Raw genomic sequence first — 21,691 nt, 5'->3', positions numbered from 1 at the left:
CCTTGCGGTGATGACCCTCCACGTCGGATCCGAGGTCGGCATCCTGCGCCAGGCGATCCTGCACCGCCCGGGGCTCGAGATCGAGCGGCTCACCCCGACCAACAAGGACGACTACCTGTTCGACGACCTGCCCTGGGTCAGCCGGGCGCGCGACGAGCACGACGCCTTCGCCGCGGCCCTGCGTGCCGAGGGCGTGGTCGTGCACCTGCTCGACCGACTGCTCGCCGAGACGCTGGAGATCCCGCAGGCCCGGGCGCACGTCCTCGACGCGACCTTCGACGAGCGGGTCTACGGGCCGGTCGCGGCCGCCGCCCTGCACAACCTGTTCGCCGGCCTGGACGCCGCGGAGCTCGCCGACCGGCTGGTCGGGGGGATGAGCCGGGCCGAGCTGCTGGAGCGGATCGAGGAGCCCCGCTCGGTCGTCGTCCGGACCCTGGAGGGCGACGACCTGCTGGTGCCGCCGCTGCCGAACCAGCTCTTCACCCGTGATACCTCCGCGTGGATCTACGACGGCGTCAGCGTCAACGCGATGAGCAAGCGCGCCCGGATGCGCGAGACGATCCACTACGAGGCGATCTACCGGTGGCACCCGGCGTTCGCCGGGACCGGGTTCCGGTGGTGGTCCGACGGGACGACGGACGCGCCGGCGACCATCGAGGGCGGCGACATCCTGGTCCTGGGGCGCGGTGCGGTGCTGGTGGGGATGAGCGAGCGGACGACGCCGCAGGGCATCGAGCGGCTCGCCCACCGGCTGTTCGCGGCGGGCAGCGCCCGGCGGATCGTGGCGCTCGCACTGCCGCGCAAGCGGGCGTTCATGCACCTCGACACGGTGCTGACGATGATCGACGAGGAGACGCTGACCCAGTACGCCGGGCTGGCCGACCTGCCGGCGTACACGATCGAGCCCGGCGACACCGACAAGGAGCTCTCGGTCACCGCCCATCCGCCCGGCGGCATGCGTGCGGCGATCGCGGCGGCGCTGGGCCTGGAGCGGATCCGGGTGCTGACGCCGAGCCAGGACGCCCCTGCCGCGGAGCGTGAGCAGTGGGACGACGGGTGCAACGTGCTCGCGGTGCGGCCGGGTGTCGTGGTCGCCTACGAGCGCAACGCCGCGACCAACGACCACCTGCGCGCGCACGGGGTCGAGGTGATCACCATCGCGGGCAGCGAGCTCGGCCGGGGCCGCGGCGGGCCACGGTGCATGACCTGCCCGGTGCAGCGGGACGGGATCTGAGCCGCGGCTCAGCCGCGCGGGACCGAGGCGGGGTCGCCGGTCAGCACCCGCAGGGCCAGGGCGGTCGTCGCCTCCATGTTGAGGTGTCCCACGACGCGCTCGACCCGCTCGATGTCGAGCGGCAGCAGGCCCGGTGTGCCGGGCACGTCGGGGGTCAGCCCGAGGTCGAGGTCGGTGCGCCCCGACATCAGCCGCAGGTTGAACTCGTAGGTCGCGCGGGCGCCGGGCGCGGAGAGTCGCTTGAGGACGGTGGCGCCGGTCCGGCGAGCGCCGGTCTCCTCGGCCCACGCGTCCAGGGCCGCGACCACCGAGCGGCCCTCGTCGTGCTCGATGTCGGCCCAGATCTCGCGCATCGAGCCGATGTGGGAGAGCAGGTAGGCCGCCGTCTTCTCGCCGATCCCGGACACGCCCGGCAGGTTGTCGCTGGCGTCGCCCCGCACGGCGGCGAACTCCAGGTAGCGCTCCGCCGGGACGCCGTACATCGAGCGGAGGTGGGCGGGGCTGAGCAGGGGAGAGCCGTGGATGCCGCCGTCGATCAGCCGCAGGACCCGGGTGTGCTCGCTGATGTGGGCGAAGGAGTCGCGGTCGGAGGTGATGATGACGCAGTTCCAGTCGTTCGCCTCGGCCCAGGTCGCGGCGGAGGCGTTGACGTCGTCGGCCTCCAGGCCGGGCGGGGTCAGCGTCGCCAGCCCGAGCGCGTCAAGCAGTGCTCCGGCGCGGTCGAGCTGGTCGACCAGCTCGGGATCCTTCTCGGCCCGGCCGGCCTTGTAGTCGGGGTAGGCGTCGCGTCGTACCGACGACGTCCGGTCGTCGAGCCCGAAGATCACCGCGTCCGGTGCGAAGGAGTCGATCGACTCGATGATCTGGCGCAGCATGCCGTGCAGCGCCCAGGCGGGTCGTCCGCCGCGGTCGCGGTGCCGGGTGTGGGCGCGCGCGTGGTGGTGGCGGTGCAGCAGGGAGGGGGCGTCGACGGCGAGCAGCAGTCTGCGGGGACGGTCGGAGGAGGGCGCCATGATCGCCGTCAGCCTACGTCCGGCGCGGCAGCCGTGTGGAGCGGGTGATGGCGCGCCCGGTCGCCTGGCCGATGCTGACAGGATGGACTCGTGCCGATGACGAGCGAGCAGGCCCACCGAGTTGCGCGCGAGAAGGGCGTCAGCGGGCCGCTGTATCTGGCGGTGAAGTGCACGGCTGCGGTCATCTTCCGTCTCGCGTGCGGGTTCGCCACGTCCGGGAAGGAGAACGTCCCGCGGACGGGTCCGGTCGTGATCGTGCCCAACCACAAGAGCTTCTGGGACCCGTTCTTCGTCGCGATCGTGCTTCGCCGGCCGGTGCACTTCATGGGCAAGGCCGAGCACTTCGAGGGCCCGATGGCACCTGTCTTCCTCCGGCTCGGAGCATTCCCGGTGCGTCGCGGGTCGGCGGACACCGATGCCCTCGAGACCGCTCGCGCGATCCTGCGTCGCGGCGATGCTCTCGCCCTCTTCCCGGAGGGCACGAGGGTTCGCGACGAGGGTCTCGGTACGCCGAAGCGGGGCGCGGCGCGCCTCGCGATCGAGGCCGGAGCGCCCATCGTCCCGGCCACCATCACCGGCACCGAGAAGCGCCGCTGGCCGCTGCCGCGCAAGGTGCGGATCGTCTTCGGCACCCCGGTCTCGGTCGAGGGGCTCGCGGCGACGCCCGAAGATGCGGCGGCCGTGATCGGCGAGGCCTGGCCCCAGGTCACCGAGGAGTACGGCCGGTGGCAGAACCGTCCCGGCCGGCTGGCCGCCGGCGCCGCGGCGCTCGGTCTCGCCTGGCTGGTCCGGAAGAGGATCGACAAGTAGGGCGCGTCCAGGAAGGCGCGCCACATCCTCGGATATGATTCGAACATGCGTTCGGTCCGAGGTGGTGCCGCGGCCCAGGAGTGCCTGCCGCTCGACCTGCCTCCGCCGGTGACGCCCGCCCCGCGCGACCGGCCGGAAGCCGTCGTCGCGGACGGCGAGGACGTGCGGATCCGGCTCCGCAACGACGCGCTCGCCTCCCACGGCTGGCCGGCCGGGACCGAGCTGCTGGTGTCGACCGACCGTCGCCCGCGCCGCGGGGAGGTGGCGCTGGTGCGTGAGGGCGGCCGGCTGAGGATCGGCGTCCTCGAGGTGCGGTTCGGTCGCTCGGCGCTGCGCACCGACCAGGGCGCGACCCTGCTCAGCTCGTCGGCCCGGATGGTCGGCGTGGTGACCGTGGCCGGGGCTCCGCTCGCGGGGATGCCGGTGCAGCCCGCGCCCTGACCGGGACCTCGGGCACGGTGCGTCAGTCCGGTGCGATGACGATGGTCCAGCCGATCGCCTTCCCGGAGGAGACGCCGGCGGTCGCGACGTGGGCGGGCCAGGTGCCGGCGCCGGCCGGACCCCCGTCCGCGGTCAGGCTGCACGTCTGGCCGCTGCCGCTGCTCGTGCCGGTCCGGCGTGCGGTCAGATCGGAGGGCACGGTCCAGGCGGTCGCCGTATTGACCTTCGTCACCCAGTGGTGGAGCACCCGCGAGCCTGGGACCGTCACGGCCGCCGCCGGTGCGGTGTGCCCCGCGCCGGTGCCAGGCTCGGACCGGGAGGTCGTGGCGGTGACGCCCGCGCCGTCGTAGGCCATCAGGGCCACGTCGAGCTTGCTGGTCGCGTCGAGGGTGACCGGCACGGCCGATCCGGCGGAGTCGGCGGTCGCCGCGCGGGTGAACGCCCAGGAGCGGAGGTCGTCGTCGGTCGCCGTGCCGAGCAGGGTCCACCCCGCCGGCGTGCTGGTGCTCGCCAGTCGGTTGGTCGCGACGAGCAGGACCAGCACGTCGCCCGCCCGGACGGCGGTCGGCACGACGACCGTCGCGCCGGCCGCGTTGCGGCTGATCCCGGTCGCGGCACGGAACTCCGTCGTGCCGTCGGGAGGAGGCGGCGGAGGGGGCGGTGGGGGTGGCGGCGGTCCGTCCGGCACGGAGATCGCGACCGAGAACTCGGCGCCCCCGCTGACCCGGCGCGCGTCGGCGACGCCGGTCACGGTGACGGCGGACGCCCGGCTCGTGGTGCTGCCGTCGCCGAGCTGTCCCGACGAGTTGTGCCCCCAGGCGCGGACGGTCCCGTCGGCCAGGGCCGCCAGGCCGTGGTCGCGGCCGGATCCGACCGCGACCGCCCCGGCCACGCCGAGGACGGTGACCGGGCGGGTCCGCTGCGTGGTGGTCCCGTCGCCGAGCTCGTTGCGGTAGTTGCGCCCCCAGGCCAGGACCCGGCCGTCGGAGCGCAACGCGTAGGAGTGGTGTGCACCGGCGGCCACGGCGGTCGCGCCGGTGGTGACCTGGACCGGTGTCGTGCGATCGGCGAGCGTCCCGTCGCCGACCTGACCGTAGGAGTTCCAGCCCCACGCCCACACGGTCCCGTCGGCGCGCAGCGCCAGGCCGTGGTCCCGCCCGCCGGCCAGGGCTGTGACGTCGGTGAGGCTCCCGATCCGCACGGGCGTGGAGCGGCTGGTCGTCGTCCCGTCGCCGAGCTGGCCGTCGCCGTTGAGTCCCCACGCCCACACGGTTCCGTCCGTCGCGACCGCGTAGCTCATGTCGCGACCGGCGGCGACGAAGGCGTAGGTTCGCGTGCCGGCGACCAACACCGGGCGGTTGCGGGTCGTGGTGGTGCCGTCGCCGAGCTGCCCGGCGTGGTTGTAGCCCCACGTCCACACCGAGCCGTCCGCGCGCAGCGCGAGCGAGTGGTAGTGGCCGGTCGAGACCATGGTGACGTCGGTCAGTCCCGTGACGGCGGTCGGGGAGGTCCGGGTGCCCGCGGTCGCGCCGACACCGAGCTGGCCCATCTGGTTGCTGCCCCAGGCCACGACGGTCCCGTCGGAGCGCAGCGCCACGGCGTGCTCGCGGCCGGTGTGGATGTCGACGACGTCGGTGAGCCCGGGGAGGGCGACGGCCGTGCGGTGCGGAGAGGTCGTGCCGTCGCCGAGCTCGCCGAAGGTGTTGCCGCCCCAGGAGTACGGCGTTCCGGGGACGCTCGACGCGCTCGCGACCGGACCGGTCAGCGACGGGTGGGCGAGCCCGGGCAGGTAGAGGAGGACGCTGACGAGCAGCGCGACGCGGATGCCGTCGAGGAGACGCGCGAGAGGAGCGGCCACGTCCTCGACGCTAGGCGGGCGGGTGGTCGCGGGCCTCATCAGGATCGGGTAGAGACTGGCCGGGTGAACCCCGATCTGCTGCTCGCCCGCCGCGACCTCGACTTCCTGCTCCACGAGTGGCTCGACGTCTCGGCGCTGTGTGCCCGCGAGCGGTACGCCGAGCACAGCCGGGACACCTTCGACGCCGTGCTCGACCTGTCGGCCGAGCTCGCGGCGGAGCACTTCGCGCCGCACAACGCGCTCAGCGACGCGAACGAGCCGCGGTTCGACGGCGAGACCGTCACGATCATCCCGGAGGTCGGCGCCGCCGTGCGCGCCTTCGCCGACGCCGGCCTGGTGTCGGCGGCGATGGACGAGTCGGTCGGCGGCGGGCAGCTCCCGCACGTCGTGCAGCAGGCCTGCTTCGCCTGGTTCCAGGCGGCGAACGTGTCGACGTCCAGCTATCCCATGCTCACCATGGCCAACGCCAACCTGCTCCTCGCGCACGCCTCCGCCGACCAGGTGCGACGCCTCGTCCCGCCGATGCTGGACGGCCGGTGGTTCGGCACCATGTGCCTCTCGGAACCGCAGGCCGGCTCGTCCCTGGCCGACGTCGCCACCCGCGCCGTACGTCAGGAGGACGGCACCTTCCGGCTCTTCGGCAACAAGATGTGGATCTCCGGCGGCGACCACGAGCTGGGGGAGAACATCGTCCACCTGGTCATCGCCCGGGTGGAGGGCGCGCCGCCGGGCGTGAAGGGCCTGTCGCTGTTCGCCACACCGAAGTACGTCGTCGACACCTCCGGCTCCCGCGGGGAGCGCAACGACGTCACCCTGGCGGGGATCAACCACAAGATGGGCTTCCGGGGGACCGTCAACACGGTCCTCAACTTCGGCGAGGGCGTCCACCGGCCGGGGGGCGCCGCCGGGGCCGTCGGCGAGCTGGTCGGCGAGGAGGGCCGCGGCCTGGCCGTGATGTTCCACATGATGAACGAGGCCCGGATCGGTGTCGGTGCGGGTGCCGTCGCGCTCGGCTACACCGGCCACCTCCGCGCCCTCGCCTACGCCCGCGAGCGGGTCCAGGGCCGTCCGTCGGCCGCCAAGGACCCGGCCGCCCCACCGGTCCCGATCGTCCAGCACGCCGACGTGCGCCGGATGCTGCTGGCCTCGAAGTCGTACGTCGAGGGCGGGCTCGCGCTCATCCTGCGCGCCGCGCTGCTCCTCGACGACCAACGCACCCTCCCGTCGGCGGAGGCGCGCGAACGTGCGGGTGCGCTTCTCGACGTGCTCACCCCGATCGTGAAGAGCTGGCCGTCCCAGTGGTGCCTGGCCGCCAACGACCTCGCCATCCAGGTGCACGGGGGCTACGGCTACACGCGGGAGTACGGCGTCGAGCAGCTCTACCGCGACAACCGCCTCAACCCGATCCACGAGGGCACCCACGGCATCCAGGCCCTCGACCTGCTCGGCCGCAAGCTCGTCATGAACAGGGGCACCGGGCTGCAGCTGCTCCTCGAGGCCATCCGCGAGAGCGTCGCCCGCGCTCGCGCCACCGGCGACGCCGAGCTGTCCGGGTACGCCGACCGCGTCGCGACCGCGGCCGACCGGCTCGCCACCGCCGTCGCGGCGGCCTGGGAGTCAGGAGACCCGCAGGTGGCCCTGGTCAACGCGACCACCGGACTGGAGGCCGCCGGTCACGTCGTGGTCGCCTGGACCTGGCTCGACCAGCTCCTCGCCGCCCACGGCAAGGAGGGCGCGTTCTACGACGGCAAGCGGGCCGCGGGCCGCTACTTCCTCACCCACGAGCTGCCCAAGACCGGCCCGATGCTCGACCTGCTCGCCGGTGGCGACCAGCTGTTCAACGAGGTGGACCCGGCCTGGCTGTAGGCGATCGGCTGGTCCGGTGACTGGGACGAGGCGCGGGCGCTGACGCCGTGACGGCCCTCCACCTCGACACCCATGTGGTCGTCTGGCTGTACGCAGGTGAGCACGAGCGCTTCCCCGACGCACTCCGCGCTCGGTTCGCCGAGGACCCGCTCCGGATGAGCGGGCGGTCGGGCTGGCGGAGGACGCCACGCCGTTCGGCACCGTGATCCGGGCCGCGGAGGCACTGTCCTGGACGCGAGATCCGTTCGACAGGCTGATCGCCGCCCAGGCGCTGGTCTCGTTCTCGACGCTGGCGACGAAGGACGATGTCCTCCGCGAGGGGTTGGGACAGTACGCCGTGTGGAGCTGAGCCGCGCTCAGAGCCGTTCGCGCCCGTGCGGCGTGTGCCACCCAGACTCGTCGGGACCCACGGGCACGAGCTGCGTCGGATTGATGCCGGTGTGGACGACGTAGTAGTGCCGCTTGATCTGCTCGAAGTCGACCGTGTCGCCGAAGCCTGGTGTCTGGAACAGGTCCCGCGCATAGGCCCACAGCACCGGCATCTCGGTGAGCTTGTTGCGGTTGCACTTGAAGTGCCCGTGGTAGACCGCGTCGAAGCGCACCAGGGTCGTGAACAGTCGCACGTCGGCCTCGGTGACCCGGTCGCCCATCAGGTAGCGCCGGTCCGCCAGCCGCTCCTCGAGCCAGTCCATCGCCACCCAGAGCCGGTCGTACGCCGCGTCGTACGCCTCCTGCGACCCCGCGAAGCCGCACCGGTACACACCGTTGTTGAGCTCGGTGAAGACCCGCTGCATCACCTCCTCCATCTCCTCCCGGCACTCGTCCGGCCACAGGTCCGGCGCGTCCGGACGGTGGTGGTCGCGCCACTCGAAGAAGAGGTCGTGGGTGATCCACGGGAAGTCGTTGGTGACCACCGACCTCGTCGGGACGTCGACCATCGCCGGCACCGTGATGCCCCGCGGATAGTCGGGGAAGCGCGCGAAGTAGGCCTGCTGGATCCGCTCGTACCCCAGCACCGGGTCCACCCCGCCCGGGTCGAGGTCGAACGTCCAGCTGCGCTCGTCATGGGTCGGCCCGGTCAGCCCCATCGAGATGACCTCCTCGAGCCCGAGCAGCGAGCGCACGATGATCGCCCGGTTCGCCCACGGACACGCCCGCGCCGCCACCAGCCGGTACCGCCCCGGCTCGACCGGCCAGGTCGGCACCTCCAGCTCACTGCCGCCGTACGGGTCCTGGCTGCGGCCCTCGACCTTGGTGATCCGGTCCGGGATGTAGTTCATGTCCCGCTCGAAGGCCCGGGTCTTCTTCGCGTCCGTCGGCACGTCGTCCTCCTCGGTAGTCGCCTCGGCCCCGAGCCTAGGTGGCGGTCCTGGGCGACCTGGTCGTCCCGGCACTGTTTCCGGGTCGGAGAAGCGGATCGTCGGGCAAGATGCGCGGTACGTCGCGCGGTACGCTCCGCGGTCCGACGCTCCGACAGGAGGTCGTGCACGACCGAACTCCACATCTACGACCTCGCGCGGCGGAACAACGCGCAGTCCGGTGGGCCGGGACCGAGTCGGGTCGCGGGACTAGAAGCCTCGGAAGACTCCATCATCGTCCACTGCATCAGCGAACTCAGCGAAATCCATGTTCGCGATCGACAGGTTCGCTTCGACTGAGGCGACTTCACTAGCCACGCACCGAAACGCTTGACCGAAGACCCATCCGAACTCCTCCTCATCCTCCTCGTCAGCGCTCAGATCCACGAGCACCACCGTCGGATCTTCGCCAGACATCGCCTCTCGCATCGAGCGCTGGTCCGCGAGGATGACATAGCCTGGGTGCTCCCTGGGCCAAGCGTTCGCGAGGGTTTCCGGAGTGATGGTGTCGAAGCCAACGTCTGAGATCGCCTCCAGATTCGCGGTGTACTCATCACCGTCAGCGACGACGTCGGACTCCTGAGACAGTGCTTCGACCACGCGACGCCAGGCATCGTCTGCAGAGAAATCGGTGCGGATGAGCGGCGCCAAGCCGTCGGCGACGAGCTGAACAATGCGGTCGGGGTTCATGTCGGAATCCTTGCTGAGGTCGGCTCAATGCGCGCCACTTCTCTGAGATCCGTTGGTCGGACGCAGTTCATCGGCACAGCCGTCCGCATCGCGGCATGGTCGGGCGCTACGCCCCGATAGGGACAGTTGCGGACGGCGGCCTCGGGCCGCTCCAGCGTTCAGGTTGCGTCGTGGTCCGCCGCGTACAACCTGAACGGCACAACGCGGACACGTGTCCCGGCGGCATCAACTCGCTTCCGTACCTGGGCTGATCCCACTAAACCGCCCGCGCGGTCGAGCGGATCAGCCTACGGTCCCGGCATGGGACTGGTGATCGGCTTCGTTGGCGGGCTGCTGCTGCTAGTGCTGGTGGTTGTGTGGCTCGCGTCGTCGTCGCGGTCTGCCCCCGCGACTCCGGCTGCCCGTGCGGCTCGACGGACGCGGCCAGCACCTCCGTCCCGACCGGCGACGCCACCGACCGTGGGCACAAGCCTGTTCGACGTGGAGGCCGAGACACAGCGGTTGCTCCGCGAGGCCGACGCGGCTGTGCCCAACCTCATGCGGCAGGTAGAGGGCGACGCCGCCGGGCTGATGCCCGAGATTGAGGCGGAGGCCGCGCGATTCCACGCCGACTTGCGGCGCGAGATGAGGTCGAACGACGAGCGGGGGCCCGAGCCGCGCGTTCCGCTGGGTTTGCACGACCACGACCGCGACAACCTGCCACGACGAGAGGGCCACCCGTCGTGGATGAGCCCGGAGGACTGGGAGCGTCGCGTCGCCCGCTACCGAGAGCAAGGCAGAACAGAGCAGGAGATTGCGGAGACCTCCGCTTACCTTGAGGAACGCGGGCCACGGCAGCCGCGCACCCGGGCGGAGGGCATTGCCCGATCGGAGGAAATCGGCATCGTCACGCGCGACGTGTTCGTGCCGAAAGACGAAGAGGCGCGATACCTGGCACGCGACGAGGACGGGCTCCCGACCGTGCGGCTGGTAGACGCGGGCGACCGGCTGGCGATCTGGTCGCCGCTCGAAGGCGGAGCACTCATCAACCCAAAAGGGCCGGGGCTCCGACAGTCTCTCGGGCTTTGCACCTCGTATGCCCGAGGCGCGGACCACTACGCCACCGCCTACCGGAATGCCGACCTCCGGCAAGGACGGTGGATCGACCTCCAGCGCGAGCCGGAGAACCCGCACGACCGCAACGCGGTAGCTATGTGCGCGCCCGGATCGCTGGCCCCGATCGGCTACGTGTCGCGTGGTCGCGCTCCCGCCGTCGCCCGACGAATGGACAAGGGTGAAGACATGGCCGGGGTCACGATCTGGGGACCCAGCCGTGGTCGCGATGACCGGTCTACGCTGGTGCTCATCGGGAGTCGCACGGACCTCGCCGCGATGCTCGGCTAGCGGCAGGTCGAGTAGCCCGTCGTAGTCGGCGGCGTCAGGTTGCCAGATTCCGCCGAGGCTCCCTGGCGCTGGCCATGACATTGACGGAAGTCCCAAGGGCACGGACAGCGGCATGGTCGGGCTCCGCCCGCAGAGCGGCATGGTCGGGCGTCCCGCCCCGACAGCGGCATGACAGTGCGCTTGCCGCTAGTCCGTTCGACGCCCCCGCCCTTGGTCGGAGTCGATGAGCCGACCCAGCTCTTGCGGTCGGAGTTGATTCGCCGACACTGGCGGCCGCATCAATGACTGCCTGGGGCCGAACATCGCTCGCACGCCCCAGAGCACGACCGCGTCGCCGAGCGCCTCTCGGGCAGTCTCCTCGTCCACCAGACCTCATCCCCGAGAGGGCGAGAACTTGCCCGCTACTCGACAGATCCGGATGTCCGCCATGCGGCGGAGCGACGCGCAGCCCCGTAGGCCGGGACCGAGTTGGGTCGCCGCTCGCCGAATGCCGCCTCATCGACGACCAGCTCGTAGCGGGCTGGGTAGATCTCGCCGATCAGCACGCCATCCCTGTCCCGTAGCCCCTCGACCGCGGTGGTGCCGTAGCCGGTGACGACGCGGACCAGGCCGTGTGGGGTCTCCCAGCGGTAGGCGCCGAGGCCGAGCTGGCGGGTGCGGTAGGGGAGGTGGGTCTTCGTGCGGTGATGTCGGCGGGTGAGGCGTGCGTCGTTGTGGTCGCCGGTCTGGCCGGGTGGGCCGTGGGTGTCGTAGGGGGTGACGTGGTCGTGGTCGAGGCGGCGGGTGCGGGAGGTGGAGTGGGGGAAGACGTCGCCTCCGGTGCGTAGCAGGGTGCGTTCCTTGCTGGTGGCGGGGTGTTCGTAGGCGTCGACGGCGGTGGTGTGGTTGAGGTCGATGACCGGCTTCAGGTCGATGTGCCGGTGGCGTAGGAGTGCGGCGAGCTGGTCGAGGAGCATCGGTCCGAGGTCCTCGACCCGGGCGACGCCGGAGGCGTGGCCGGCGAGGGCGGCGGGGCTGAGGTGGACGTAGACGACGGCCTTGCGCTCGGCACGCGTCGGCCGGGACGGCTCCGGCTCGGGCTCGGTGGTCGGTTCGGTGGTCGGTTCGGTGTCGGGGGCCTGGTCGCCGTTGAGGAGGCGGATGGCGGCGTAGGGGTCGGCGAGCAGCTCGGCGGCGTGGGCGCGGAACTGGTCCATGGTCGGGACGTCGTCGTCATCCTCGGGGATGTGTTGGTCGGCGAGGGTGGTGGCGATCTCTTCGATGGTGGTGGTGAACTCGAGGGCTGCGGCGGTGGGCAGGCGCAGGGTGATCGGCTGGACGTCGGCCTGCCCGTCGATGGCGGCGACCGCCTGGCCGGGGCGGCGTCGGCGGGTGAACACGCCGGTGCGTGCCTCCTCGGCGGCGATCCGCTGGCGGTGGGTCTGGGGGTCGGCCTCGATGATGCGGGCCTCGGCGAGCTCGATCAGCTTGCCGGCGGGCAGGTCGTGGGCTGCGGCGACTGATGCGTCGACCAGGGCGACTGCGTCCTTGGTGAGGGGGCGGGACAGGTCGGCGATCTTGCGGGCCAGCCATACCTCGATGTCGAGGTCCTGTACTCGTTGCCACAGGAGCGGGAGGCGGTGGCGGAGGTCGAGGGCGGCGGCCGCGCGGTGGGCGGTGGCGATCGTGCCGGCCCGGCCGGCGATCGCGAACTCGGCGAAGCAGAGCTCGGCGACCTCGGGGGTGCCCTGGCCGCCGAGGCGGCGGAGCCGGTCGCCGCCCAGTCGTGCGGGTGTTGCTCCGGGCTGGGTCTGCGGGTCGACGGAGTGCAGGTCGCACCAGGCGAGGAGGCGCAGCAGTTCGTCGACGTCGGACCGGCGTCGTGCGAGCACCCCGGCCTCCTCGGCGGCGAGCAGCGCCGCCGCGTCGAGGTCCGAGAGCTCCACCATCCCCTCATCGTACCCGAACACATGTTCGAATCAACTCCATTGCCGAGCCTGTGGATGAACCGGCTGGCGACCCGTGCTCCGGGGGCGGCGCGGGATCGCGTCGTACCCCTCTGGAATGCTGGCCCCTTCCCCGAAAGTCGAGTGGAAGGGCGGGGTGACGGTGAGCGACATCGCCGGTGAGCTGGCGCGGGTCAAGGGCGCCTTCGCGCAGCCGACCCTGACGCTGCTCCACCAGCGCCAGGCGCCGGTCGTCATCACGATCTTCCGTGCGGCGTTCGGCCGCAACAACAAGCCGATCCCGACCGCGCGGCTGCACACCCAGGTGGAGGAGCACCTCGCCGAGATCCGGCTCTCCGGCGAGGGCGAGGTGCCCAACGGCAGCGGTCGTGACATCTGCCAGCGCTGGATGCGGGGGCAGTGGCTGGTGCGCTCGCTCGACGAGCAGGGCAACGAGGTCTACGCGCTGACCTCCCACGCGCAACAGGCGCTGGAGCTGGTCAAGAACCTCGCCCGCGACCGCGCCACGCTCAGCGAGCACCGGATCGCGACCATCCTGGGGACCGTACGACGGTTCAACTCCGAGGCGAACCCCGACCGCGGAGCGCGGGTGGGCCTGCTCAACGAGGAGATCGCGCGGCTCAAGGCCGAGCGCGACCGGCTCGTCGACGGCGCCGAGATGGTGAGCGCGACCGAGGACTACATGGTCGAGGGGTTCACCGAGCTGCTCTCGCTCATCAGCGCACTGCCCAGCGACTTCGCGCGGGTCGAGGAGCGGTTCGCGACGATCCGCGGTGAGATCCTGGCCGCCTTCCGGGCCGAGGACCGGCCGGCCGGCGAGGTCATCGACGAGTACCTCGCGCGCGCCGACTCGCTGATCACGGCCACCCACGAGGGGCGGGCGTTCGAGGGGGCGTTCGCGCTGCTCCGCGACGACGCACTGGTGACCCAGCTCCGGGAGGACCTCACCGCGCTGCTGGAGCACCCGCTGTCGGGCGGGATCCTCGGTGACGCCGACCGGGCCGAGCTGCGCGGCACGGTCCGGCTGGTGCGCGACGGCCTCGACCGGGTGCTGGCCCAGCGCAGCCGGGTGACGGCGACCCTGAAGGAGTACATCGTCTCCCACGACGCGGCCCGCGACCGCGAGCTGGAGCAGACCCTGCGTCAGGTCGAGTCCGAGCTGATGACCTGGATGTCGACGACCGGGCCGCGCGCCACCCACGACGTCTCGCTGCTGCCCTCCCGGGTCGGTGTCGACCACCTGCGCGAGCGGTTCTACGACCCCGCCGACGACGTGCTTCCCGACCGGATCGCCGATGCGGACCCGGCCGACGCGCCCGTGCTCTCGCTCGCCGAGCTGATGGCCCAGGGCGGCCCGCAGCTCGGGTCGCTGCGACAGCGCCTCGACGAGGCGCTGCGCGACCTGCTGCCCGCCGGATCCCTGGGCGAGCTCTTCGACGGCCTCGAGCCGTCCCTGCGCCGGCCGGTGGAGATCTTCGGCCTGCTGCACCTCGCGGCCGACCGCGATCTCGTCACCGAGGACGCGACGGAGTCGTTCGCCGCCGTACGCCCGGACGGCTCGCGCCGGACGTTCGCCGTGCCGCGCACGCCCCTGCCCGACCCCGACCTCGATCGTCAGGAGTCCACCGCATGAGCATCGACACCGAGCTCGGATCCGGCTTCGACGAGGTCGAGGACTTCGAGATCGTCGACGAGCGCTCCGTGTCGCTCTTCGAGGGTGACGAGGGCGGCCTGGAGTACGCCCAGCGGCAGGCGCTGGTCGCGCTGCTCAAGCAGCGGTTCATCAGCGCGCGCACGCACCCGCGCGACTGGCAGGCGCTCGTGGAGCACGAGCGGGTGCTCCGCTCCCGGCTCAACGACCTCTTCCTCGACCTGGCCGTCGACCGGGACCGTGAGGTCGCGTGGAAGCGGCAGGCCGTCGCCGAGGGCGGCGCCCGGTTCCCGACCCTGCTGCACGACACGGCGTGGTCCCGCGAGGAGACGCTGGTCCTCGTGCACCTCCGCGACCGGCTGCGCGCCGGGCTCGCGGGCGGCGACGCCCGGGTCTACGTCGATCGCGAGGACATCGTCGACTACGTCGGCAGCTATCGCCCCGCCCACGCGACCGACGAGTCGGGTGACGAGAAGCGCGCCCGCAACGCCGTGACCGCGATCGCCAAGGCGGGCCTGCTGATCGTCACCGCGTCCGAGGACCGGTTCGAGATCAGCGAGGCCGTCGAGGCCCTGCTGCCGCTGGAGCTGCTCCAGGAGCTGCTGGAGGCGCTGCAGCAGGCCAACGGCACGACCGTGAAGCCGGAGACGGCGGAGGCCGACCTGTTCGAGGAGGATGGCGCATGAGCATCGACGAGGCCGAGCAGATCGACGGTGCCGCCGCTGACGGACTGTTCGCCGAGCAGGCCGTCGCCGCGCCCGTCGACGACACGGTGCAGTGGCGCGCGTCGCTGCTGCAGCTGGTCAACTGGGGTGGGTTCGGCGGGCTCACGACCGTCCCGCTGGCCGGCGACGCGACGATGATCTCCGGGGCCTCGGGCGTCGGGAAGAGCACCATCCTCGATGCCTACACCGCGCTGATGATGCCGTCCGACACCAAGTTCAACGGCGCCTCCAACGACGCCGTCGCGGGCCGGGCCCGCAGCGCCGGCCAGCGCAACCTGTTGTCCTACCTGCGCGGTGCCGTCGACGTGATCGACGACCCCAAGACCGGGCGTCCGGTCGAGAAGCTGCTGCGCGGCAAGGGCGCCGACACGTGGGGTGCGGTCGCGATGACCTTCGTCAGCGACCAGGGTGGCCGGTTCACAGCCCTGCGCACCTACTACGTCCCCCGACGCGCGGCGCGCTCCGGCGACGTCCTCATGCAGATGTGGACCCACGAGGGCGCGCTGCCGCTCGACAAGCTCGAGGCGGCGGTCCCCGAGAAGTTCCACGCCAACACGATCAAGAAGCTGTTCCCGGGCATCCGGGTCCACCGGACCTACGCCGACCTCGCCGCCGTGCTGCACGCCCGCCTCGGCATCGGCGCCAACGGCGACGGCGCCAAGGCGCTGCGCCTGCTGGCCCGGATCCAGAGCGGCAACCAGGTCCGCAGCGTCGACGAGCTCTACAAGGACATGGTCCTCGAGCGCCCCGCGACCTACGCCGCCGCGGACCGGGCGATCGAGCACTTCGACGACCTCGACGCCGCGCACGCCGCGATGCGCACCGAGCAGCAGAAGCTCGAGCTGCTGGAGCCGATCACCGAGATGCACGAGCGCCGTACGGCCGCGGCGGCGCGCCTGGCCGAGCTCGACTCCTACGGCATCACGCTGAGCGGCGACCAGACGCCGCTGCGGTACTGGCTGCTGCGCACCCACCTGCGCCTGATCGAGACCGCCGTCGCCACGAACCGCGACGCCCGGTCCGCGACCATGCAGGCCCTGGCCGCCGCCCAGGCCGCCGAGCTGCAGCTGACCGGCGATCTCGACGCCGCCAAGGAGGCGCACCGGGCCGCCGGGGGCGGCGACCTCCAGGCGCTGGCCGCCCTTGCCGACGCCGAGCGCATCCTCCGCGAGGAGCGGGGCAACCGGCTCGCCGAGCTCGAGGAGCGGGTCTATCCCCTGGTGGGCCTCACCGACGTCGACCCGCCCGATCTCGAGTCAGCGCTGGAGGACGCCGGCGCCTTCACCGTCCTCCAGGAGCAGGCCCGCGAGCGGGTGGCCGCGGGGGAGAAGGAGCAGAAGCGGCTGCAGAGTGAGCGGGAGACGGTGCTGCGCGAGCACCAGTTCCCGCTGACCCAGGAGCAGTCGGTCCTCAAGCAGGAGCGCGCGTCGCTCGAGAGCCGCGCCGGCCGGGTGCCGTCGTACCTCCATGACCTGCGCACGGCCGTGGCCCGCGCCAGCGGCCTGCGGGTCGACGAGCTGCCGTTCGTGGCCGAGCTGATCGACGTCGCGCCCGACGAGATCCGCTGGCGAACCGCGGTCGAGACCGTCCTCGGCGGCAGCGCCCGGATGATGCTGGTGCCGCTCGACCGGCTCTCCGACTTCTCCGCCGCCATCGACGAACTGCGACTCCCGGCGAGGCTGACCTTCCAGGGCGTCGAGCTGGACCTGCCCGGCACCGGACCCTCCGACCCGGAGCGGATCGCGGGCAAGCTGCTCTTCAAGGACTCCCCGTTCGCCGGCTGGGTCCAGCAGCACGTCGAGGAGCCCGCGCGCAACGCGCTGTGCGTCGACAGCGCCGCCGATCTCGGCGGCCCGGGCTTCCGGGTCACCCTCGCCGGCCAGACCCGCAACGGGCGCCGTGGCGCCCACGGGCGCAACGACCAGCGCAGCATCATCGGCTTCTCCAGCGAGGACGCGATCGCCGAGATCGACGCCCAGCTGGCCGAGGTGGGGCAGCGGCTCGGCGAGATCGACGGCCGGCTCGCTGAGCTGGGCCGGCGCTCGGGCCTGCTCGACCTCCAGCGCAAGGCGTACGACGCCATCGGCATGGTCCGCTTCGACGACGTCGACGTGGCCGGCAGCGACCGACGGATCGCCGACCTGGAGGAGCGACGGGCAGCCATCCTCGCCTCCGACGACCGGCTCCAGGTGCTGCAGGCGCAGATCGACACCCTGGGCGAGCAGCTCGACGCGGCACGCCAGGAGCGGTTCGCTCTCGACCAGCAGCAGCGCAGGCTGAACACCGACCACGGCGAGCTCGCCGACGCCGAGGACATGATCAAGGACCGGCTTCTCGACGTCGAGAGCGCCGGTGCCGTCGTCCTCGACGACGAACAGGACGCCGCGCTGGCCGCGGACTTCGCCGCCGCGGCGGCCCCGGCCGATCCCGACGACCTCGACCGGTTCCTGGAGAACTCCCAGCGCCTCGGCGATCGGCTGCGCACGGCCCTGGCCGACGCCGAGGCCGAGATCCGGCGCTGCGACGACGATCTGGGCACGATCTTCCGCAGCTACAAGTTCACCTGGGACTCGCCCAACCTCGGCGCGGGAGCCGACTCCTACGCCGACTACGCCCGCATCCTCGACGAGATCCGCGGCAAGGGCCTCGCCGACCGTCGCGCCGAGTGGCGCCGACGGCTCACCGAGTGGAGCGGTCAGGACCTCGTGCCCCTGTTGGGCGCCATGTCGTCCTCGGTGGAGGACATCGAGGACCGGCTGGAGCCGATCAACGCGATCCTGCGCCGCCTCGAGTTCGGGGCGTCCGCCGACCGGCTGCGGATCCGGCTGCGCCGGCTCGCCCCGGCCCATGTGCAGGTCTTCATGAAGGACCTGCGCGCGCTGTCCTCCGGCGCCACGACCGAGCTGAAGGAGGAGGACCTCGAGAAGCGGTTCACCGAGCTCAGCCGGTTCATGGGCCAGCTCCGACGTGGTGCGGGCGACGGGTCCGGGGACCGCGACCGCCTGCTCGACGTACGCCGGCACGTGGAGATCAGCGCCGAGCGCTACGACCACCTCACCGGAGAGTTGCGCGCGACGTACCGGACGCTGGGGGAGAAGTCCGGCGGCGAGAGCCAGGAGCTGGTGGCCTTCATCGTCGGCTCGGCGCTGCGCTTCCGGCTCGGCGACGAGATGCGGTCGCGGCCGCGGTTCGCGCCGGTGTTCCTCGACGAGGGCTTCGTGAAGGCCGACTCCGAGTTCGCCGGCCGCGCCGTGGAGGCCTGGAAGGGTCTCGGCTTCCAGCTGATCGTCGGCGTCCCGCTCGACAAGGTGACCGGCCTCGAGCCGCACATGGACGAGCTGCTCGCCATCACCAAGAACACCACCACGCACCAGTCCTGGATCACGCCGATCACCGACGCGGTGGAGGCACCTCCGGCCTGACCGGCGACCCGATCAGACCGCCTTGCCCGCGAGATCGGTCAGGTGCACCCCATCGGGGCCGGTGACCGTGAGCCAGGTGTCGCCGGCGCCGGGCAGCGGCCGGCCGGCGACGACCATGCAGCTGTCCGGCTCGGTGCCGCACAGGGGCGCCAGAACCGCGCCGTCGAGGTCGGCGGCGTCGAACGGCCTGCGTGCTGAGGATCCGCCACCGGCAGCGGTCATCGACGTGCCGTCCCACATGAGTGTCCGTGGCCCGTCAGGCCCCGGGACGGCGAGCACGGCGTGGTCCTCGAAGAGCACGATCTCGTGCGCCTCGGCCGACCCGGTCTCCTTCACCAGCGCCTCGACCATGGCCGCGGTGCCCTTGGTCGTGAACAGGTCCGCCGTGCCGCTGCCCTTGATGGTGATCTCGGTGCGGCTGGACGACGTGGTGGTCGTGGTGGTGGTCGACGTGGTCGTGCCGCTGTCGCCGTCGAGCGCGTTCACGACCAGCGCCGTGATCCCCGCGCCCGTGCCGCCGAGCACGACCAGGCCTCCGACGACCAGCACCCCGATCCGGCGTCGTACCCGACTGCGCTCGGTGCCCGGGTCGTAGAGCGGGTACGACGGCTCGACGCCGTCGGAACCGCCCTGGGCTCCGTCGTACGAGCGCCACTGGTCGGCCATGGCCCTGATCCTAGGGCTAGGAGTCGAAGCCGAGTCCCAGCCGGTCGAGCGTCCGCAGCCACAGGTTGCGCCGGCCCGTCTCGTCGGCCCGCGCCGATGCCCACCGGGTCAGCTGGATGCCGATCCAGGCGAACGGCTCGGGCGGGAAGGGCAGTGGCTTCTCGCGCACCATCGCCAGCCGGGTCCGCTCGGTCGGCGCTCCCGACAGCAGGTCGAGCATCACGTCCGCGGCGAACCGCGAGGCGCCGACGCCGAGCCCGGTGAACCCCGTCGCGTAGGCCACCCGGCCTCCGTGGGCCAGGCCGTAGAACGCGCAGAAGCGGGTGCAGGTGTCGATCACGCCGCCCCACCGGTGGGAGAACCGCAGGTCGGACAACTGCGGGAAGGTCGCGTAGAAGTGCTCGGCGAGCAGCCGGTGCGTGGCGGTGCGCTGCTCGTGCTCGGGCGCGATCCCGCGCCCGAAGTGGTAGACGGCGTCGTACCCGCCCCACAGGATCCGGTCGTCCGCGGTCAGCCGGTAGTAGTGGAACAGGTTCCCGCTGTCGGCCACGCCGCACCGCCGCGCCCAGTCGATCGCCGCGAGCTGCTCGGCCGTGAGCGGCTCGGTGGCCAGCACGTGGTCGTAGACCGGCACCACCCGCGCCCGCGTCCGGCGCAGCAGCGAGGTGAACACGTTCGTCGCGAGCACCACCTGCCGCGCTCGCACGACGCCCTGGGACGTCGTCACCTCGACCACCCCGCCGCGTCGGCGGAGGCCGAGGACGGCCGTGTCCTCGGCGATCCGGGCGCCGAGGGACTCCGCGGCGTCGGCCAGGCCCCAGGCCAGGCGCGCCGGGTCGACCATGGCGCAGCCCTCGGCGTCGAGCCGGCCCGCGAGATAGGTGGGGGAGTCGACCATGGCGCGCACGGCCGTGGCGTCGAGGAAGCCCGGCACCGACGGCTCGAGCAGGTCGATCTCGTGCGGACGGGTCGCGACGGACAGCTGGCCGGTGCGCTCGAAGTCGCAGGAGATCCGGTACCGCGCGACGGTCGCCTCGATCTCGTCGAGGTTCGTCCGGCCCATCCGGTCGAGGGCGTCGTACTCCTCGGGCCAGCGCTCCTGGCCGTTGGTCTCGCCGTGGGTCAGGCTGGCCTCGCAGAACCCGCCGTTGCGGCCGGTGGCGTGCTCGGCGATGCGGTCGCGGTCGACGACCAGCACCGAACGGTCGCCGTCGCGCTCGAGCGCGCGCAGTGCGGTCCACAGGCCGGTGAACCCGGCGCCGACGACGAGCAGGTCGACCTCGGCGTCGCCCACCGGCGGGCGCGGCGCCGGCCGGGACGGAGCGTCCAGCCACAGGACCCGCGGCGCCGCGGCGTCCGCCCGGTCGTGGGCCTCTCGGGGCGTGAGGGTCATTGCTCGCGCTGACCCCACGGGGCGCCGTACGCCGTCAGCAGGTCGAGGAACGGCACCGCGTCGAACGCCTCGGGACCCAGGACGCCGGTGCCCTGCCAGGCGCCGGTCGCGAGCAGCTCCAGCGCGATGACGGGGTTGACCGCGGTCTGCCAGACCACGCACTGGTGCCCGTACTCGGCCATCGACCAGGCGTTGTCGACCACGTGGTAGAGGTACGTCGACCGCGGACCGGTCGGCTCCCCGTGGGCGTCCTTGCCGGTGCCGGTGACCCACAGGCCGGCGCAGGTCTTGCCGGTCATCCGCGGCCCCACCGTGGCGGGATCCGGCAGCACGGCGGCGACGACGTCGCGTGGGGACACCTCGACGCCTTTGACCCGGACCTTCTCGGTGCGGTCGAGGCCGAGCGTGTGGAGCACCTTGAGGATGGTGATGAACTCCTCGCCGAGCCCGTACTTGAAGGTCGCCCGCCGGCAGTCGACCCACCGCGGCATGAGGAGCACCTCCTCGTGCTCGACATTGACGCACTCGACCGGACCGATGCCCTCAGGGAAGTCGAACACCTCCGGCTCGGAGAACGGGGGAGTCGTGAACCAGCCGCGGTCCCGCTCCCAGATCACCGGCGGGTTGAGACACTCCTCGATCGTGGTCCACATCGAGAACGACGGCGCGAAGATCTCGTTGCCGTCGTCGTCGGTGACCACCAGGTTGGCGCCGTCGCGGGTGCCGAGCTCGTCGATCTCGGAGAACAGGTGGTCGGCCGCATAGCGGGCGAACACGTCCGAGAGCCCGGGCTCCACACCGATGCCGACCAGGGCGAGCCGGCCCGCGGCCTCCCACTGCGAGGCCAGCGCGAACTGCTCGTCGCCGAGCTTCACCCCCGTCCTCTCGTACGGCGTCTCGGGGTGCGGCCGCGAGAGCGACATCGCCATGTCGAGGTAGTCGGCCCCGGCCGCGAACGCCCCCTCGAAGATCGGCATGTCGAACACCGGGTCCACGGCGTTCATCACGTGCGTGATGCCGTGCGTCCGGCACAGGGCGGTCACCGACTCCGCCGAGGAAGCGTCGACCCGCGCGGCGACGTACCGGTCGTCGGTGGCGGCCGCCTGCTCCGCCTTCGCGGGGTCGTAGTCGGCGACCACGATCGCCTCGAAGAAGTCGCGGCGGGCGGCGATCGCGGCGAAGGCGCCGCCCACGCCGCCGGCGCCGACGAGGAGGATGCGCATTCCGGTCATCGG

Annotated in this window: 17 protein-coding genes; 9 read left to right on the top strand and 8 right to left on the bottom strand. The window is 72.1% G+C overall.

Features of this window, described 5'->3' with window-relative positions; translation table 11 throughout:
- The first annotated feature begins 10 nt into the window (after window positions 1-10).
- On the top strand, window positions 11-1,234 hold the full coding sequence (locus KVF89_RS12090) for an arginine deiminase (protein ID WP_257425812.1): 1,224 nt from the start codon (window positions 11-13) through the stop codon (window positions 1,232-1,234).
- An 8-nt stretch (window positions 1,235-1,242) separates the two neighbouring features.
- Here KVF89_RS12090 and KVF89_RS12085 read toward each other — a convergent pair whose 3' ends face one another.
- Window positions 1,243-2,247 carry a 5'-3' exonuclease gene (locus KVF89_RS12085; protein WP_257425811.1) on the bottom strand — a complete coding sequence of 335 codons (1,005 nt, stop codon included), beginning with the start codon at window positions 2,245-2,247 and terminating at the stop codon, window positions 1,243-1,245.
- 96 nt (window positions 2,248-2,343) lie between these two features.
- Between KVF89_RS12085 and KVF89_RS12080 the strand changes: the two genes are divergently transcribed.
- Entirely contained in the window at window positions 2,344-3,057 is a 714-nt protein-coding gene (locus tag KVF89_RS12080) for a lysophospholipid acyltransferase family protein (protein WP_257425810.1), read from the top strand.
- 45 nt (window positions 3,058-3,102) lie between these two features.
- Window positions 3,103-3,498, top strand: coding sequence for a hypothetical protein (locus tag KVF89_RS12075; protein WP_257425809.1), 396 nt, complete (start codon window positions 3,103-3,105; stop codon window positions 3,496-3,498).
- Between the two features lie 22 nt (window positions 3,499-3,520).
- Here the strand turns inward: KVF89_RS12075 and KVF89_RS12070 are convergent, their stop codons facing one another.
- Window positions 3,521-5,356 carry an RCC1 domain-containing protein gene (locus tag KVF89_RS12070; RefSeq protein ID WP_257425808.1) on the bottom strand — a complete coding sequence of 612 codons (1,836 nt, stop codon included), beginning with the start codon at window positions 5,354-5,356 and terminating at the stop codon, window positions 3,521-3,523.
- A 63-nt stretch (window positions 5,357-5,419) separates the two neighbouring features.
- On the opposite strand from KVF89_RS12070, the gene KVF89_RS12065 reads away from it, so the two are divergent.
- Window positions 5,420-7,222 carry an acyl-CoA dehydrogenase gene (locus KVF89_RS12065; protein ID WP_257425807.1) on the top strand — a complete coding sequence of 601 codons (1,803 nt, stop codon included), beginning with the start codon at window positions 5,420-5,422 and terminating at the stop codon, window positions 7,220-7,222.
- Between the two features lie 202 nt (window positions 7,223-7,424).
- Window positions 7,425-7,571: a PIN domain-containing protein gene (locus KVF89_RS12060; protein ID WP_257425806.1), complete on the top strand. Its 147-nt coding sequence runs from the start codon at window positions 7,425-7,427 to the stop codon at window positions 7,569-7,571.
- A gap of 7 nt (window positions 7,572-7,578) precedes the next feature.
- Here the strand turns inward: KVF89_RS12060 and KVF89_RS12055 are convergent, their stop codons facing one another.
- The gene (locus tag KVF89_RS12055) at window positions 7,579-8,502 is read right to left on the bottom strand and encodes a glutathione S-transferase family protein (RefSeq protein ID WP_257425951.1); all 924 of its coding nucleotides are present in this window, start codon (window positions 8,500-8,502) and stop codon (window positions 7,579-7,581) included.
- Window positions 8,503-8,790: 288 nt separating this feature from the next.
- Complete coding sequence (locus KVF89_RS12050) at window positions 8,791-9,270, bottom strand: DUF6924 domain-containing protein (protein WP_257425805.1); 480 nt, start codon at window positions 9,268-9,270, stop codon at window positions 8,791-8,793.
- 300 nt (window positions 9,271-9,570) lie between these two features.
- Between KVF89_RS12050 and KVF89_RS12045 the strand changes: the two genes are divergently transcribed.
- Window positions 9,571-10,653, top strand: coding sequence for an HIRAN domain-containing protein (locus KVF89_RS12045; RefSeq protein WP_257425804.1), 1,083 nt, complete (start codon window positions 9,571-9,573; stop codon window positions 10,651-10,653).
- Between the two features lie 401 nt (window positions 10,654-11,054).
- On the opposite strand, the gene KVF89_RS12040 is transcribed toward KVF89_RS12045, so the two are convergent.
- On the bottom strand, window positions 11,055-12,581 hold the full coding sequence (locus KVF89_RS12040; RefSeq protein WP_257425803.1) for a hypothetical protein: 1,527 nt from the start codon (window positions 12,579-12,581) through the stop codon (window positions 11,055-11,057).
- 160 nt (window positions 12,582-12,741) lie between these two features.
- On the opposite strand from KVF89_RS12040, the gene KVF89_RS12035 reads away from it, so the two are divergent.
- From KVF89_RS12035 to KVF89_RS12025, 3 genes are read left to right on the top strand one after another with little or no spacing between them, the layout of a single operon-like run.
- Window positions 12,742-14,232 (top strand): DUF3375 domain-containing protein, encoded by a 1,491-nt coding sequence (locus KVF89_RS12035; protein ID WP_257425802.1) that lies wholly within the window; start codon window positions 12,742-12,744, stop codon window positions 14,230-14,232.
- Window positions 14,229-14,936, top strand: a complete 708-nt coding sequence (locus tag KVF89_RS12030) for a DUF4194 domain-containing protein (RefSeq protein ID WP_257425801.1) — start codon at window positions 14,229-14,231, stop codon at window positions 14,934-14,936. The genes KVF89_RS12035 and KVF89_RS12030 overlap by 4 nt, the downstream gene beginning before the upstream one ends.
- Window positions 14,933-18,397 carry an ATP-binding protein gene (locus KVF89_RS12025; protein ID WP_257425800.1) on the top strand — a complete coding sequence of 1,155 codons (3,465 nt, stop codon included), beginning with the start codon at window positions 14,933-14,935 and terminating at the stop codon, window positions 18,395-18,397. Before KVF89_RS12030 ends, KVF89_RS12025 begins: the two co-directional genes overlap by 4 nt.
- Before the next feature lie 12 nt (window positions 18,398-18,409).
- On the opposite strand, the gene KVF89_RS12020 is transcribed toward KVF89_RS12025, so the two are convergent.
- Genes KVF89_RS12020 through KVF89_RS12010 form a run of 3 tightly spaced genes read right to left on the bottom strand, consistent with a single transcriptional unit; the run spans window position 18,410 to window position 21,688 of the window.
- The gene (locus KVF89_RS12020) at window positions 18,410-19,063 is read right to left on the bottom strand and encodes a hypothetical protein (protein WP_257425799.1); all 654 of its coding nucleotides are present in this window, start codon (window positions 19,061-19,063) and stop codon (window positions 18,410-18,412) included.
- A gap of 16 nt (window positions 19,064-19,079) precedes the next feature.
- Complete coding sequence (locus tag KVF89_RS12015) at window positions 19,080-20,456, bottom strand: NAD(P)/FAD-dependent oxidoreductase (RefSeq protein ID WP_257425798.1); 1,377 nt, start codon at window positions 20,454-20,456, stop codon at window positions 19,080-19,082.
- On the bottom strand, window positions 20,453-21,688 hold the full coding sequence (locus KVF89_RS12010) for a saccharopine dehydrogenase family protein (protein WP_257425797.1): 1,236 nt from the start codon (window positions 21,686-21,688) through the stop codon (window positions 20,453-20,455). Before KVF89_RS12010 ends, KVF89_RS12015 begins: the two co-directional genes overlap by 4 nt.
- Window positions 21,689-21,691: the final 3 nt, after the last annotated feature.

This window comes from Nocardioides carbamazepini, from assembly GCF_024614185.1.
Classification (GTDB): Bacteria; Actinomycetota; Actinomycetes; order Propionibacteriales; family Nocardioidaceae; genus Nocardioides; species Nocardioides carbamazepini.
This window is presented reverse-complemented; position numbering and strand designations above follow the sequence as displayed.

Coding starts and splice junctions, on each gene's coding strand:
- KVF89_RS12020 (WP_257425799.1), bottom strand. CDS start 19,063: ATGGCCGACCAGTGGCGCTCGTACGACGGAGCCCAGGGCGGTTCCGAC.
- KVF89_RS12015 (WP_257425798.1), bottom strand. CDS start 20,456: ATGACCCTCACGCCCCGAGAGGCCCACGACCGGGCGGACGCCGCGGCG.
- KVF89_RS12050 (WP_257425805.1), bottom strand. CDS start 9,270: ATGAACCCCGACCGCATTGTTCAGCTCGTCGCCGACGGCTTGGCGCCG.
- KVF89_RS12030 (WP_257425801.1), top strand. CDS start 14,229: ATGAGCATCGACACCGAGCTCGGATCCGGCTTCGACGAGGTCGAGGAC.
- KVF89_RS12045 (WP_257425804.1), top strand. CDS start 9,571: ATGGGACTGGTGATCGGCTTCGTTGGCGGGCTGCTGCTGCTAGTGCTG.
- KVF89_RS12080 (WP_257425810.1), top strand. CDS start 2,344: ATGACGAGCGAGCAGGCCCACCGAGTTGCGCGCGAGAAGGGCGTCAGC.
- KVF89_RS12055 (WP_257425951.1), bottom strand. CDS start 8,502: ATGAACTACATCCCGGACCGGATCACCAAGGTCGAGGGCCGCAGCCAG.
- KVF89_RS12025 (WP_257425800.1), top strand. CDS start 14,933: ATGAGCATCGACGAGGCCGAGCAGATCGACGGTGCCGCCGCTGACGGA.
- KVF89_RS12010 (WP_257425797.1), bottom strand. CDS start 21,688: ATGACCGGAATGCGCATCCTCCTCGTCGGCGCCGGCGGCGTGGGCGGC.
- KVF89_RS12075 (WP_257425809.1), top strand. CDS start 3,103: ATGCGTTCGGTCCGAGGTGGTGCCGCGGCCCAGGAGTGCCTGCCGCTC.
- KVF89_RS12090 (WP_257425812.1), top strand. CDS start 11: ATGACCCTCCACGTCGGATCCGAGGTCGGCATCCTGCGCCAGGCGATC.
- KVF89_RS12040 (WP_257425803.1), bottom strand. CDS start 12,581: ATGGTGGAGCTCTCGGACCTCGACGCGGCGGCGCTGCTCGCCGCCGAG.
- KVF89_RS12085 (WP_257425811.1), bottom strand. CDS start 2,247: ATGGCGCCCTCCTCCGACCGTCCCCGCAGACTGCTGCTCGCCGTCGAC.